Source organism: Arenimonas sp. MALMAid1274, assembly GCF_049195245.1.
GTDB lineage: Bacteria > Pseudomonadota > Gammaproteobacteria > Xanthomonadales > Xanthomonadaceae > Arenimonas.
In genome coordinates, this window is sequence record NZ_JBMIRR010000025.1 from 154,012 (window position 1) to 168,665 (window position 14,654).

14 protein-coding genes are annotated in these 14,654 nt (G+C 71.0%); 3 read left to right on the top strand and 11 right to left on the bottom strand.

Annotated features, from left to right (window positions below):
* Positions 1–44: 44 nt before the first annotated feature.
* From ACOQFR_RS05555 to ACOQFR_RS05575, 5 genes are all read right to left on the bottom strand, one after another.
* A complete protein-coding gene (locus tag ACOQFR_RS05555) occupies positions 45–1,649 on the bottom strand; it encodes an ATP-dependent DNA ligase (RefSeq protein WP_421379427.1) in 1,605 nt (534 codons plus the stop codon).
* Positions 1,650–1,668: 19 nt separating this feature from the next.
* On the bottom strand, positions 1,669–2,676 hold the full coding sequence (locus ACOQFR_RS05560; protein ID WP_421379429.1) for a ligase-associated DNA damage response exonuclease: 1,008 nt from the start codon (positions 2,674–2,676) through the stop codon (positions 1,669–1,671).
* A complete protein-coding gene (ligD, locus tag ACOQFR_RS05565; protein ID WP_421379431.1) occupies positions 2,673–5,216 on the bottom strand; it encodes a DNA ligase D in 2,544 nt (847 codons plus the stop codon). The genes ACOQFR_RS05560 and ligD overlap by 4 nt, the downstream gene beginning before the upstream one ends.
* Entirely contained in the window at positions 5,213–6,214 is a 1,002-nt protein-coding gene (locus tag ACOQFR_RS05570) for a Ku protein (protein WP_421379433.1), read from the bottom strand. Before ACOQFR_RS05570 ends, ligD begins: the two co-directional genes overlap by 4 nt.
* 65 nt (positions 6,215–6,279) lie before the next feature.
* Positions 6,280–6,858: a GIY-YIG nuclease family protein gene (locus ACOQFR_RS05575; RefSeq protein ID WP_421379435.1), complete on the bottom strand. Its 579-nt coding sequence runs from the start codon at positions 6,856–6,858 to the stop codon at positions 6,280–6,282.
* Positions 6,859–6,995: 137 nt separating this feature from the next.
* Here ACOQFR_RS05575 and ACOQFR_RS05580 point away from each other — a divergent pair, with 137 nt between their 5' ends.
* From ACOQFR_RS05580 to ACOQFR_RS05590, 3 genes are read left to right on the top strand one after another with little or no spacing between them, the layout of a single operon-like run.
* Positions 6,996–7,418 carry a hypothetical protein gene (locus tag ACOQFR_RS05580; protein WP_421379437.1) on the top strand — a complete coding sequence of 141 codons (423 nt, stop codon included), beginning with the start codon at positions 6,996–6,998 and terminating at the stop codon, positions 7,416–7,418.
* Positions 7,419–7,436: 18 nt separating this feature from the next.
* Positions 7,437–8,300, top strand: coding sequence for an SDR family oxidoreductase (locus tag ACOQFR_RS05585; protein WP_421379439.1), 864 nt, complete (start codon positions 7,437–7,439; stop codon positions 8,298–8,300).
* Between the two features lie 45 nt (positions 8,301–8,345).
* Positions 8,346–8,834: a DNA-deoxyinosine glycosylase gene (locus ACOQFR_RS05590; protein WP_421379441.1), complete on the top strand. Its 489-nt coding sequence runs from the start codon at positions 8,346–8,348 to the stop codon at positions 8,832–8,834.
* A gap of 16 nt (positions 8,835–8,850) precedes the next feature.
* On the opposite strand, the gene ACOQFR_RS05595 is transcribed toward ACOQFR_RS05590, so the two are convergent.
* The 6 genes from ACOQFR_RS05595 to ACOQFR_RS05620 form a co-directional block, all read right to left on the bottom strand.
* Entirely contained in the window at positions 8,851–9,066 is a 216-nt protein-coding gene (locus ACOQFR_RS05595) for a hypothetical protein (RefSeq protein WP_421379444.1), read from the bottom strand.
* Between the two features lie 121 nt (positions 9,067–9,187).
* Positions 9,188–9,964, bottom strand: a complete 777-nt coding sequence (locus ACOQFR_RS05600) for an EcsC family protein (RefSeq protein ID WP_421379792.1) — start codon at positions 9,962–9,964, stop codon at positions 9,188–9,190.
* A gap of 52 nt (positions 9,965–10,016) precedes the next feature.
* A complete protein-coding gene (locus ACOQFR_RS05605) occupies positions 10,017–10,658 on the bottom strand; it encodes a hypothetical protein (protein ID WP_421379445.1) in 642 nt (213 codons plus the stop codon).
* 85 nt (positions 10,659–10,743) lie between these two features.
* Positions 10,744–12,909, bottom strand: coding sequence for a TonB-dependent receptor family protein (locus ACOQFR_RS05610; protein WP_421379447.1), 2,166 nt, complete (start codon positions 12,907–12,909; stop codon positions 10,744–10,746).
* Positions 12,906–13,760 (bottom strand): hypothetical protein, encoded by an 855-nt coding sequence (locus tag ACOQFR_RS05615; RefSeq protein WP_421379450.1) that lies wholly within the window; start codon positions 13,758–13,760, stop codon positions 12,906–12,908. The genes ACOQFR_RS05610 and ACOQFR_RS05615 overlap by 4 nt, the downstream gene beginning before the upstream one ends.
* A complete protein-coding gene (locus ACOQFR_RS05620; protein WP_421379453.1) occupies positions 13,760–14,587 on the bottom strand; it encodes a hypothetical protein in 828 nt (275 codons plus the stop codon). The genes ACOQFR_RS05615 and ACOQFR_RS05620 overlap by 1 nt, the downstream gene beginning before the upstream one ends.
* Positions 14,588–14,654: the final 67 nt, after the last annotated feature.

The window sequence follows — 14,654 nt, forward strand, 5'->3', positions numbered from 1 at the left end:
GCGTTCGTGCCGCGCCGCAGGCGGTCCAGGTTCCGGCGCTTCGCTCACTGCGCCAACGCCCGCAGCGTTTCGATGCGGTCGGCCTCGGCCGCGGGCTTGTCCTGGCGCCAGCGCAGGATGCGCGGGAAGCGCACGGCCACGCCCGACTTGTGCCGCGTGCTGCGGTTGACGCCTTCGAAGCCGAGCTCGAACACGTGGTGCGCCTTCACCGAGCGCACCGGACCGAAGCGCTCGAGCGTGTTGGCGCGGATCCACTTGTCCAGCGCCAGGATCTCCTTGTCGTCCAGGCCCGAGTAGGCCTTGGCCACCGGCACCAGCACGCCCTCGTCCCAGACGCCGAAGGTGTAGTCGGTGTAGAGCGTGCTGCGGCGCCCGTGGCCCGACTGCGCGTACAGCAGCACGGCGTCGATCACCAGCGGATCCACCTTCCACTTCCACCAGTCGCCGCGGCGGCGGCCACCCTGGTAGGCCGAGGCGCGCCGCTTGAGCATCAGGCCCTCGACGCCGCGCTCGCGGGCGCCCAGCCGCGCCTCGGCGGCGGCGGACCAGTCGGCCGCCTGCACTTCCGGTGAGACGGTGAGGCGGGGATCACCGGTCGCCTCCACCAAGGCCACCAGCGCCGCGCGGCGTTCGTGCAGCGGACGCGATCTCCAGTCCTCGCCCTCGAGCTCCAGCAGGTCATAAAGCTGAAGTCGTGCCGGCGCTTCGGACAGCGTTTTCGCGCCCGGCTTGCGGCGCTGGATGCGGGTCTGCAGCGCGGTGAAGGGCAGCGGCGCATCGCCCTGCTTCCAGGCCAGCAGCTCGCCGTCCAGCACGCAGTCGCGCGGCAGGTGCGCCGCGGCCGCTTCGATCTCGGGGAAACGGCCGTCCAGCCGCTCCTCGCCGCGCGACCACAGCGCCACGCTGCCCTGGCGTCGGATCAGCTGCAGGCGGATGCCATCCCACTTCCACTCCAGCAGCCAGTCGCCGATGTCGCCGAGCGATTCCGCGGCGGCTTCCAGCGGCGAGGCCAGGAAAAACGGGAAGGGCTGCTGGCGGTCGCTGTCCAGCGCCTCCGTGGACAGCAGGGCCTGCATGAAGTCCGGATCCGGCGTCCAGGCGCCCAGCATGCGCTGTGCGATCAGCGCGATGTCCACGCCCGACAGCTCGGCCAGCGCCTGCTGCACCAGCCGCTGCGACACACCCACGCGCAGCGCGCCGGTCAGCAGCTTGTTGAACACCAGACGCTCGGGCGCGGGCAGCGTACGCCAGCCCGCCACGACCTGCTCGCGGCGCAGCGCGATGTCCTGGCCCGCCACCGGCAGCAGGCGCTGCTGGATCCACTGCGCCAGCGGCGCGTCGGGCGCCGGCGTGGCGGGATCGTCGAGCAGCAGGGTCAGGGTTTCGGCCAGGTCGCCCACCTGGTCGTAGCTTTCGTCCACCAGCCACGGCGGCGTGCCGCTTTCTTCGGCAATCCACTGGCGCAGCTCGCCCGAGCGCGCCAGCACGCCGGCCTTGCCGCCCGCGACCTTGCCGCCCGCGAGCAGCCACAGCGCCCAGGCCGCGTCCGCCGGCGGCGCGCTGCGGAAATAGTCCACCAGGGCCGCACGCTTGTCGCCGGTGGCGGTGCTGCGGTCCAGGCGCGTGTACAGGTCGGCGAAGGCCTTCATGCGCCACTCGGGGTCCGGTTCAATTCTCGTCCCCGTACTGGGTGGCGAAGGCCTCGGTGGCGATGCCGTCCTCGTTGAGCTTGCGGATCAGGGCTTCGGTGTTGCCGTGCGTGGCGATGATGCGCGGCGCGCCGGTCTCGCGCACGGTGCGCAGCAGGGCCGGCCAATCGGCATGATCGGACACCACGAAGCCCCGGTCGTAGTTGCGGCGGCGGCGGTTGCCGCGGATCTGCATCCAGCCCGAAGCGAAACCCTGCTGGGCGCGCTTGAACCGGCGCAGCCAGGGGCTGCCCGCGGCCGACGGCGGCGCCAGCACCAGGCGCCCGGCGAAGTCCTCGCCCGCCGGCGCATCGGCCACCATCGCCGTCTCGCCCAGGTCGATCCCGGCGTCACGGTAGATCTGCAGGCCGGCCTGCATCGCGCCGTGCAGCCACACCGGTTCGCGCGAAATCCGCGCCAGCTCGGCCAGCACGCGCTGCGCCTTGCCCAGTGCATAGCAGTACAGGATGGCCACTTCGCCACGTGCGCCGCACTCCTCGCGCCAGGCCACCAGTTCGGCGGCCACCTCGGCGGTGTCGGGCCAGCGGTAGATCGGCAGCCCGAAGGTGGCTTCGGTGATGAAGGTGTCGCAGCGCTGCACTTCGAAGGGCGCGCAGGTGGGATCGGGCTGGCGCTTGTAGTCGCCCGAGGCCACCCAGGTTTCGCCGCCCGCCTCGATGCGCACCTGGGCCGAGCCCAGCACGTGCCCGGCCGGATGCAGCGACACGCGTGCATCGCCCAGGCGGAAGACTTCGCCGTACGCGTGCGCCACCACGTCCTGTTCGCCCAGGCGCCAGCGCAGGATCGGCACGCCCGGCGCCGCCGCGTGGTAGCGGCCCATGCCGGTGCGCGCGTGGTCGCTGTGGCCATGGGTGATCACGGCGTTCGCGACCGGTCGCCACGGGTCGATGTAGAAATCGCCGGGCGGGCAGTACAGGCCTTCCGGGCGCAGCTGCACCAGGTCGCGCGAACGGGCGGCAGGGCTCATGGCGGCACCGGCAGGTGCTGGTCGAGCGCGCTGTAGTCGCCCCAGGGATGCGCCTTGAGCGTGGCCGCGCGACGGCGCGCCGCCGGCAGGCGGAAGTGATCGGCACCGGTGAGCCGCGACAGGTCCTGCCAGCGCACCGGCATGGCCACCGCCGCGCCGGGCCGCGCCCGCAGCGACCAGGCCGCGATGCTGGTGGCGCCGCGGCCATTGCGCAGCCAGTCGATGAAGATGCGGCCCTGCCGGCGCTGCTTGCTGGCGGTGGCGACGTAGGCGCCGGGCTCGCGCAGCGCCAACAGCCGGGCGATGGCTTCGGCGAAGGACTTGGCGTGGTCCCAGTCGTGGCCCCGGGCCAGCGGCACGATCACATGCACGCCCTTGCCGCCGGACAGCAGCGGGAAACTTTCAAGGCCGAGCTCGGCAAGCTGGTCACGCACCGCACGGGCCGCCGCGAGGATCGCCTTCCAGCCCACACCGGGGCCCGGGTCGAGATCGAACACGATGCGTTCCGGTTCCTCCAGGTGGCCCGAGTGCGCGCCCCAGGGATGGAACTCCAGCGCGTTCATCTGCACCAGGGCGAGCAGGCCGTCGGCGTCATCAATGGCCAGGTAGGGCTGCCGGCGTCCCGATTTCTCGCGCACGTCGATGGCATGCACCGCATCGCCAAACCCGGGGCCGCCGTGTTTCTGGAAGAAGGTTTCGCCCGGAACCCCGTCGGGCGCGCGCAGCACCGACAGCGGACGGCCGACGATGCCGGGCAGCAGCCAGGGCGCGACGGTGGCGTAGTAGTCGGCGACATCGCGCTTGGTGAGCCGGGGGGACTTGAACACCACGCGATCCGGGCTGGTAAGGCGCGACTTCGCGGGCTCGGCGGCCTTGCCTTTGCCGCTCGCCTTGCCAGGTTTCGCCGCCACGCGCGCGGATCGCGCCTTTGCCGGCGCGGCATCGTCCGCGCCGCCGGACTTGTCGAGTCGTTCGCGCAGGAAACTGGCCTGCCGCAGCAGGCCTTCCTTGCCCCAGCCGCGATGGGCGACTTCCACCACCAGCGTCGGGCGAACCCAGGTGATGGCACGCGATGACAGCGGCACGTGTGCGGGCAATTCCAGCACCGGCGCGTCCTGCTTCATCGCCTCAAGACGCCGGCGCAGGTCCTTGAGCGTGGCCTCGTCCATGCCGGTGCCGACCCGACCGACATAGCGCCAGCCCCTGCCTTCGCGCAGTGCCAGCATCAGCGAACCCAGGCCGGTGCGCGATCGCTGCGGCGCGGTGTAGCCCACCACCACAGCCTCGGTACCGTCGTGGTGCTTGACCTTGAGCCAGTGCCGGCTGCGGCCGTCGACATAGGGCGCGTCCACGCGCTTGCTGAGGATGCCTTCCAGGCCCTGGCGCTGGCTGGCCGCGAACACTTCGGGGCCGTGGCCGACGATGTGCTGGCTGTAGGCCAGCAGCGGCGAAGGCTTCTTGGCCAGCACGGCTTCGAGCAGTCGTTTGCGTTCGAGCTGCGCCACGCCGGTGAGGTCCACGCCTTCAAGCTGCAGCAGGTCGAAGGCGATGCAGCAGACCGGCGCGGGATCGGTGCCCTGCAGGCTGCGCTGAAGTCGGGCGAAATCGCTGCGCCCGCGCTCGTCCAGCACCACCAGTTCACCGTCCAGGCGCAGCGAGTGCACCGGCAGCGACAGCAGCACCTTCTCCAGATCCGGGAAACGCCCGGTCCAGTCGGTGCCGTTGCGTGATTCCAGCCGCAGCGTGTCGCCGCTGCGGCTGGCCAGCAGGCGATAGCCGTCCCACTTCACTTCGTGCAGCCAGTCGTCGCCCGCCGGGGCTTTCTCCGACAGCGTCGCCAGCTGCAGCGGCGGCGCGCCCTTGCCTGCCGGCTTGGCGCCGGCCAGTTTCAGTGCGCGCTGCGCCCAGCGTGAGGTGGCGGCGGTGCCGCGGGCTTTTTTCGGAGCAGCTGCGGCGGTTTTCGGCTCAGGCGCCGCGGTGCGGCGCCTGGCCTTCGCCGACGCACGCACACTCGTCGCCGGTGCCGCAGCGTGCACCAGCGTATCCAGGTCGGTATCGCGGGCCTGGTCGTCGCTTCGTTTCATCAGCAGCCACTGCGCACGCTTGCCACCGCTCCCGGTGCGGACCAGGGTCCAGTGTCCCTTGAGATGGGTGCCATGCAGCGTGAAATCCAGCTTGCCCTTTTTGATGGCGCGCGCGGCGTCGCCCTCGGGCTGCCAGGTGCCGTGGTCGACCACGCGCACGTCGCCCGCCCCGTAGTTGCCTTCCGGGATGATGCCCTCGAAGCCCGCGTAGTCCAGCGGGTGGTCCTCGACCTGCACCGCCAGCCGCCTTTCGCCCGGGCGCAGCGAGGGGCCCTTGGGCACCGCCCAGCTCGCGAGCGCGCCGCCCACCTGCAGCCGGAAATCGAAGTGCCTGGCGCGCGCGTGGTGCAGCTGCACCACGAAGATCGGCGCCGCGCCGGCCTGGTGCGCCGACTTGCCGCGCGGTTCGGCCGTTCGCGAGAAGTTCCGTTTCCGGTCGTACTCGTCCAGGCTCATGCCGACTTGCGGGTCGCCTTGGCCGGACGCTTGCGCGCGGCGGCCTTCCTGGTCGCCGTGGGCTTGCCTGCGTCCGCCCTCGAGGCCGCCTTCTTCGCGGGCGCCTTCTTCACCGTAGCCTTTTTCGCCGGGGCCTTCTTCCTCGCCGCCGGCTTTTCAGCGGCAGCACGCGATGCGGACTTGCCCACCGCCGGCGTGCGCTTCTTGCTGTCCAGGCTCTTCTTCAGCAGCGACATGAAGTCCACCACGTTGGTGGTGGCATCCTCGGGCAGGTCCTCGTCGGCATCGCGCACCTGGGTCGTGCCGCCCTTCTGGTGGATGCGCTGGTCGATCACCTTGCGCAGGCGGTCGCGGAAATCATCGCGATATTCGCCCGGCGTCCACTGGCCCGACATGGACTCGATCAGCTGGCTGGCCATGGCCACCTCCGACTTGCTGATGCGGTAGTCGGCGGTGGCCTTGCCGGGCAGCTTGAAGTCGGCCAGGTCCACCAGCTCCTGCGGGAAGCGCAGGATGATCAGCACCAGCGCATCGTCCAGCGGCTTCACCATGCACAGGTATTCGCGGGTGCGCACCACCACGCGGGCCACGCCGACCTTGCCCAGCTTGCGCAGGGTTTCGCGCAGCAGCACGTAGCCCTTTTCGGCCTTGCGGCCGGGCACCAGCACGTAGGGCTTCTCGAAATAGCGGGTGTCGATCTGCGCTTCGTCCACGAAGGCGGCCATCTCCACCGTCTCCTTGCCGCCGGGCGCCGCGGCCTTGAGGTCCTCGTCGGCCAGCACGACGTAGCTGCCCTTCTCGTATTCGAAGGCCTTGACCACGTCCTTCCAGGGCACCTCTTCGCCGGTTTCGCTGTTGACGCGCTCGTAGCGCACCGGCGAATCGTCGCGGCTGTCGAGCATGCGGAACTGCAGGTCGGTGCGGCGCTCGCCCGACATCAGGCTGACGGGGATGTTGAGCAGGCCGAAGGACAGCGTGCCAGTCCAGATGGGGCGCATGGGAATACCTGGGGAATGGCCGGGGGTGGCGAGTCAAAGGCCTGCAGGGACCGTGCCAGCCCCGGTCAGCCGCGGTACCAGGCCATCACTTCCGGGGGCAGGCGCGGAGCCAGGTCGATGTCCAGGGCCGGGTAGGCATCGAGCGCGTCGCGCATCATCTGCCGCTCGCCGGGTGTCAGCCGTTCCAGGCCACCCTCGCCGGGCCGCAGCGAGGCCTGGTCCAGGGCGCCCATGCCCCAGGCGTACAGCTGGTCGGCGCGTTCGAGCAGCGCCTCGCGCAGCCACGGCCGCAGCGGGGCATGCAGCCGGTAGCCCTGCGCCGCCAGCGCCTGCAGCGCTTCGGCCAGGGGCGCGTAGGCGCCCCGGTACCACTCGGTGTGGCCCCCGGCCTCGCCGCGGATGAGCAGCGGCATGGGCGCGTTGTGGGCGCGCAGCGCGCGGCCCAGGCGCAGCTCCAGTTCGCGCGCGTCGCGTCCGGTTTCGGTTTCCAGCAGCAGGCCGCGGTCGAGGTCGAAGGCTTCGTACCAGCGGCGGTGGAAGGCTTCGATGCGCGCCAGCGGGCGGCGCGACATGCCCAGCTTGAGCAGGTCCTCGTGCGCGTCGGGGAACAGGTACAGGTGGCTGGGGGAGCGGTTGGGGGCCACGTTCCGGATCGCGGGCCGCGGGGGCGAGGTTCGGCGCGTCATGGCGCCAGACTGCCTGCATGCCGCGCCCCGGGCAACGAAAGCGGCTTGGCCCGGATCCTGCAAGTCTTTCCGCAACGCCCCGACTCCCTGATGCCATGCCCCTGGGTCCCGCCCCGACCTTCCTGCCCGCAGCCGAGCAGCTCTCCAGCGACCTCGGCGCCTCTGCGCACGCGCTGGCGGGCCGCGTGCGGCAATGCCTGCCGTGGGACGGCATGAGCCGCATCCCGGAAGCCTACGAACGCTTCGCGGGCCAGCATTTCCTGGCCCTCAACGAGCGCGAGGACCTGGACTGGAAGGACGCCTGCCCGGCGTATGCACTGGGCTATCTCACCCACACCGCCTATGGTCCGGTCGCCGACCGCGAGGCGACCGCCGAACTCGAGGCGCAGTGGGATGAACTGCGCGGCGTGTCACGCCTGGACTGGCCCGAGGCCTATGCAATCGTGCGGGAAGCATGGGCCTACCTTGCATTTCACGGGATCCGGCCACCGCCGGACCGCACGCCGCGTCGGCCCTGAGTTCCGGGACACTTTCCGATGACGGACGAAGAAAAAGCCCTGCAGCCGCCCCAGCACCAGGCGCACCAGCCCGGCCGGCAATCACTGATGGATCCCGAGCCGGTGACCATCCGCGACGGCTATCGCGGAAGCGGCAAGCTGGAGGGCAAGGTGGCCTTCATCAGCGGCGGGGACAGCGGCATCGGCCGCGCGGTGGCGGTGCACTTCGCGCGCGAGGGCGCCGACGTGGCCGTGGCCTACCTGGAAGAGACCGAGGACGCGCGCGAAACGCGCCGCCTGGTCGAGGCCGAAGGCCGCCGCTGCGAGCTGGTCGCTGGCGACCTCGGCGGCGAGCAGGCCTGCGCGGCGGCGATCGATCGCACGATCGCGGCCTTCGGGCGGCTGGACGTGCTGGTGAACAACCTCGCCGAGCAGCATCCGGTCGAGCGCGCCGAAGACCTCGACCGCGAGCAGCTGGAAAAGACTTTCCGCACGAACCTCTTCAGCTTCTACAGCCTGATCGACGCGGCACTGCCGCACCTCGGCCACGGCGCCTGCATCATCAATACCGGTTCGGTGACCGGCAGCCGCGGCCACAAGACCCTGCTCGACTACGCCGCCACCAAGGGCGCCATCCACGCGATGACGATGTCCTTTGCGCAGTCGCTGGCCGGGCGCGGCATCCGCGTCAATGCGGTGGCGCCGGGGCCGGTGTGGACGCCGCTGATCCCGGCCAGTTTCGAGGCGGACAAGGTGGCGGAATTCGGCAGCGACACCCTGATGAAGCGGCCGGGCCAGCCCTGCGAAATCGCGCCGGCCTATGTCTTCCTGGCCTGCGAGGACGCCAGCTTCGTCACCGGGCAGATCCTGCACGTCAACGGCGGTTCGTATCTTTCGGCCTGACTGCGCATGCCGGCGCCGCTTGCGATGACGCCGCGATCGAGCGGGATGCCGCCGATAGCCGACGCGCGCGCGCGTGTGCTGGTGCTGGGCAGCCTGCCCGGCGTGCAGTCGCTGCGCGAGCAGCGTTACTACGCGCACCCGCGCAATCACTTCTGGTGGGTGATGGACCAGGTGTTCGCCATCCCGGTGGCGCTGCCGTATGCGGCGCGCGTGCAGGAACTGCAGTCGCACGGTGTCGCGGTCTGGGACGTGCTGGCCAGCGGCGTGCGGCAGGGCAGCCTGGATTCGGCGATCGAACTGGCCAGCGCGCGGGTGAACGATTTCCCGGCGCTGCTCGACGCGCTGCCGCGACTGCAGCGCATCGTCTTCAACGGCGCGCTGGCCGAGGCGCTGTTCCAGCGGCATGTGGTGCCCACCTTGCCGACGGACCTGGCGGCGCTGCCGCGGCTTCGCCTGCCCTCCACGAGTCCTGCGAATGCGTCGGTACCCGCCGACCAGAAGCTGGCGCGCTGGCGCCAGGCGCTGGAGCCCTGATCGCACGGGTCGCGCTTCAGCCCCCGAGCTTGGACTCCTGGGCGAACTTGAAGTACTCGGCCGGGATGATCTGCCCGGCATCCGGCGCCTGCATCAGCGCATCCAGGCTGTGCATCGCGGCCAGCGCGAACTGTTCATAGCCCGCGGCCTTGGCGAACAGCGTCAGGTGCGCCAGCGCATCCAGGGCATCGGCAGCGGCCTGCGACAGTACGGCGGATTCTTCCAGCGGCATGCGGCATCTCCCGGTGACATGCCCCACCCGCTGCACATTCCGTGCCAGCCCCACCCCGAAAAAAAACATACCAGGTATGTTTTCCAGAGCCGAAAACATACCTGGTATGTTTTTTTCGGGGTCAGGTGGTTTCGTAGGCGGCGCGGATGCGGGGGAGGCCGTGCTTGCGTTCGAGGCGGCGGATGATGAAGTGGCCGCGCGCGGCGTTCTGGAAGTGGTGGATGAAGACCAGGTTGAGGGTGGCGCCGGCGGCGGCGCCGATCAGCGGGGCGGCCTGCGCCAGCGCCTTCTGCGTGACCGGGATGGAGAAGCGGCTGGCCACCGCGTTGATGACGCGCACCACGGCCGGCGCGCCGCCGCTGCCCAGGCTGGTGGCGAGGTAGCGCGAGGCGGCCGTGACCTGCTGGGCCAGCGCCGCGCGCGTGGCGAAGTAGCCTGATTCGGCGCCGTCGTCGTCGCTGCGTCGGCCGCCCATCGCCAGCACTTCGATGCAGGCCAGGCGCGTGCCCTCGTCGCGCGGCGACTCGCCTTCGCTGCGCGCGATGTCCGCGATCGAGCGCAGCATGGTGGCCGTGGTGACCGGCAGTTCCACCAGCAGCCCGGGCAGGCCGAAGAAGCCGCCCAGCGCGCCGGTGCTGGCCACCGCGAACTTGTGCGCGCGGTTGCTGGCGGCGACCTTGCCCTCGGGCTGGCCCAGGGTCGCGGCGGCCGCGCTGTAGCCCGCCTCCACCGCACGCCGCGCCGCCCGGTGCACCAGGCCGCTGACCGGTACCGGCAGCTTCTTCGCCAGCAGGTATTCCACCGGCGCACCCACCGTGTTGGCCAGCTGGATCGCCAAGCCCGGCGATTCAAGCAAGGCCTTCGCGCGCGCCAGATCGGCGAGATCGGCCGCCGACATCGCCGTGACCATCGCCTTCATGAGGCGCGCTCCGCGCTGGCGCGACGCGGATTCAATACTGGCGCCCGCGGATCGTGGGCCGCTCGGTACCCGCCGCTTCCAGCCGGATCGGAATCGTCACTTCCGACTCGATCGGCTTGCCGCCCACCCGCTGCGGCTTGAAGCGCCAATCCGACAGCATGCTCTTGGCGAACCGGTCCGCGGTGGCGCCATCCATGCCGCTGCGGTCTTCCACCCCGGCCAGGTTGCAGCGGCCCTTGGCGGTGACCAGGCAGCGCGCGATCAGCACCCCGTTCCAGTCGGCGCCGTCGGTGCCGGCGGGAATGCGCGCCTCGGTCATGCGCACCACGCGCGCCGAGTCGGTGATCGCATCGATCTTGACCTGGCCGCCGCCCGCGCCCGGCGTCACGGTGATCTGGACGCGCACGCCGGTCTCGAACGACGCCGGCTGCCCGTCCACCACCGGCGCGGTGTACTCGCGCGCCGCGATGCGGCTGCGCAGGTTGGCCAGGAAGGCATCGGGATACTGCCCTGCGTCCACGAACTCCAGGCTCACCAGCTCGCCGCTGGCCGCGTATTCGGCGTCGGCCCACACTTCCACTTCGTAGGGTTCGGCCGGCGCCTGCGCGCCCACCTGGCCGGCGGCCAGCCCGAGACTGAGGACGAGGGCGGAAAACAGCGCGGTACGACGCATGGGCGGCACTCCGTGGATTGATTCACCGATGATGCCACGCGTCGGCGGAATCGGTCATGACCACCACGCCCACCGGTGCGCTCGTTCAGTCGCCGTCCGGCGCGTCCTTGCGCGTTGCAAGGTCCAGGCTCAGCCCCAGCAGCCAGTGCCGCCCCGGCGCAGGCTCGAAGTAGCGGCCATTGGCCTCGTTGACGATCACCGAACCGATCACCTCGCGGTCGAAGACGTTGTTCACGCGCGCGAACACCCGCAACCCGCGCGGCCCCCAGTGAAGGCGCCGCTCCAGGCCCAGGTCCACGCTGGTGTAGGCCGGGGCCCCGGCGCTGTTGGCATCGTTGGCGAACACGCGCGAGGCATGGCGTCCTTCCAGCACCAGGTCGGTGCCGGCGCGGGGCTGCCAGCGCAGCTGCGCCCAGGCGTAGTGGCGCGAAAGGCCCGGCAGCTGCCGGCCGGCGACCACCAGGCGATCGCCGGGCGCACACGGCGGACTGCCGCAGCCCGGCACGTCCTGCAGGTAGCGCGCATCGAGCCAAGTGTAGGCCGCCGCGAACTGCCACTGCTCGTCCCAGCGGCGGGCCAGCGACAATTCGAGCCCGCGACGGCGCGTATCGGCCGCATTGCCGAATACGCTGCGTCCTCCCTGGTTGGATACGACCACCAGCTCATCGCGCGTGCGCGACTGGAACAGCGCCAGGTCGGCGTCCAGCCCCTCGCGCCGCAGCCGCAGCCCCAGCTCGTGGCTGCGGCTTCGCGCCGGCCGCAGCGCGGCGTTGAGGCCGCTGCCGCCGTCGCTGCGGTAGGCCAGCTCGGCGAAGGTGGGCGTCTCGAAGCCGCGGCCGGTGTTCGCGTACAGGCTAAGCGACGGCGTGGCGCGGAACAGCACGCCGGCCACGGGCGAGGTTTCGCCGTAGTCGCGCTGGCCGCTGTCGTCGGGATTGCCGGCCTGCACGTAGTCGTCGTCGGACTCGAAGCGCACGCGGCTGCGCCGCAGGCCGGCGTTGAGCCGCCAGCGCTCGCCCGGCTCGAAATCGGCCTGCACGTAGGCATCGCGCCCACTCACGCGATTGCCCTCGTCGCGACGCAGGCGGCCGACCACGCCCAGCTGCGCCCCGATGAAGTTCTCGAAGCCGCGCCGGCGCTCATCGGCGAACTGATGCTCCAGGCCCGCCGAAAGCGAGGCCGGCTTGCCGGCGACGTCGCCCGCCCACTGCCAGCGCAGGTCGATGCCGCCGTACTCGCGCGCCAGGTCGATCGCGCCGCCGCCGCTGAGCGGATTGCCCTGCGCGGCCACCGGCACCGACAGCATCTGGAAGGTGTCGCGCTGGCCCGCGTGCAGCACCAGGGCCAGCCCCTGGCTGAGCGAGAGGTCCTGCTGCAGCGCCAGGCCCGCCTGCGTCTGCGTGACGGTCTTGCGGGTATCGAAGGCCAGCGCGCCGGCGCTGGCTGCGCGCCGGTCGCCGTCGAGCTGGGCGGACGTCAGGCCCTGCGGATCGTCCGCGCGAAGGTCCACGTGGTTGACCAGCAGCGTGTAGCGCGTGCCCTCGCGCCATCCGCCCTTGAACAGGGCCTGCCCACCGAGGCGACGGGCCGCGCTGTGGTCGCGGTAGCCGTCGCTCTCCAGCAGCCCCGCGTCGAGGGCGACGCCATGCGCCGTGCCCAGCGGACCCTGCGCCGACACCGAACTGCGCCGAAGCCCATCGGAGCCCAGCACCTGCCCCAGCGACAGCTGCGGCGACCGCGACGGATCGGCGCTGAACACCGAGATCACGCCGCCCGAGGAATTGCCGTACAGCGCCGAGAAGGGCCCGCGCAGCACCTCGATGCGCTGCGCCGACTCCAGCGCGAAATGCGACACCTGGCCCTGGCCATCGGGCATCGTGGCCGGGATGCCATCGGTGTACAGACGCAGGCCGCGCACGCCGAAGCTGGCGCGCGCGCCATAGCCTCGGATCGAGATCTGCAGGTCCTGGGCGTAGTTGTTGCGGTCGCGCGCGACCACGCCGGGCACGCGCTGCAGCGATTCCGACAGCTGCAGCCGCGGCTGCGCCAGCGACAGCTGGCGCGCGTCGATCACGTCGATGGCCGCGGGCACCTGCAGGGCTTCGTCGGCCTCGCGGGTGGCGGTAACCACCACCGGCGCCAGTTCGGCGGCGGGCGCGGAGCCCGGTCCGGTCGCCGTCTGCTGGCCGGCCGCTGCAGGCGCAAGCGCGCACAGCGCCAGGCCCCAGGCGGCGCGACCGCCGGGAGTCATGACTTGCCTGCGTCCGCCGGCTTCTTCAGAGGCAGCGATTTGCTCGGCTGGCCGTCCGCGGCCGGCGCGTCGGGCGCGGCCGGCGCGGGCGCGACCGCATTGATTTCCAGCACCCGGGCCACCCTGTCCTCCAGGCGCTGGCGCAACAGCACGTCGGGTGCCAGGCCATCGTCGGGGCGATGATCCACCACGTCGGCATAGCCATTGATGAAGACGACCTTGCCGCGCACAAAGACGATGCTTCCCACCACGTGGCTCTCGGAATCCTCGAGCATCTCGCCCTGCTCCGACTTCACCGACACCTTCACCGGCACGCGCATCGTGTAGTACAGCGCGTCGTCGGTCTGCCGGTAGATGGTCGGCGCATCGACCTTGCCGTAGCTCACGCTGACGTCCATGCCGGCGGCCTGGCTCATGCGCTGGTTGCTGCCGGCGGTCTCGGCCTGCACGCGCTCGGCCACGTCCACTTCCTGCATGCCCCGGGTCAGGGCCGGGCGCGCGTCGATCCACTCCTGGCGCGTGAACTCCTTGTCCTCGAGCAGCTTGGGCACCAGCACCATCAGCGACACGTCCTGCTGCGCTTCACCCTTCATCATCCGGTCGAAGTCGCCGCGGGTGCTGAGCGCCGCCAGCAGCCGCACCTCGGCCGGGATGCCGGCCCGGAACACGTTGAAAAGCTCGGGCGAAGCGCTGGCGATGGACACCTCGTCATCGGCGACCGGCAGGCCGATCGGCACGCCGCCGACCGGAAGCTCCTTTACGGTGGCGCCGGCCAGCAGCGGCAGGCAGGCCAGCGCGCCCGTCAGGATCCGGCGCCAGGCCGGCAGCGGGCGCGCGCCGCTGCGCGACATCAGCGGGTCTGCCTGCAGTTCTCGAGCCACACCATGCGCTTGAAGTCGTCGTAGCGCAGGAAGGACCCGGTGAACTGCGCCTTCTCGCCCTTGCGGAAGGTCAGCACGTTGGCCAGCTGGTTGGGCTTGAACAGGCAGGCCACGCCCACGCGCGGCTCGTCATTGGGCAGGCGCAGCTGCAGCTCGGACTGCTCGGGGATGTCGAAGGACACGTTGTATTCCTCGCCGTCCTCCTGGATGTAGTCCACGCGTCCGCTGAGCGCGTAGCTGCGGCCCTTGTGGCGCGCGTTGACGGCCACCGCATTGGCCTTGGCCTCGCGGGCGATCTCGCGCGAGAAGATGAAGACGTCCTTGACCGTGGTGTCGGCGGCGTTCTGCGCGCCGGCGCCGGCCGCGCCGGCGGTACGTCCCGCGTCGCCGCCCTTCACCCGGCCCAGCAGGTCGCACATGTACGGACGGATGGCGTCCTGCTTGGCGATCTGGCCCTTCTCGGTCTTCACCGTCATGGCGACCACCGCGGCCGTGCCGCTGGCGCTGACGTTGATCAGGGTGGGGATGGCGCGGGTGGTGCCGGTGGCGCGCTGCTCGACCAGCAGGGTGCCGCCCTCGAGGTCTTCAGTGATCACGTCCATCTTCTCGGCGATCATGATGCCGCGCATCTGGCCCATGGCATCGGCCAGCGACAGGTCGGCCACCGTGACGCGGCTGGAGAAGTCGGTGCCGGAGAACACGCTGCCGGACTTGGAGAAGTTGGTTTCGCATTCGCCGGCGAAGGCGCCGGTGCTGGCGCCGGCCAGGGCCAGGCCAAGGAGAGTCTTGCGGATCATGGTCGTCCCGATGGGTGAGGTGCCCGCCGAGTTTGGCCGAAGCCGCGCGGCGAACTCAAGTCCGCGT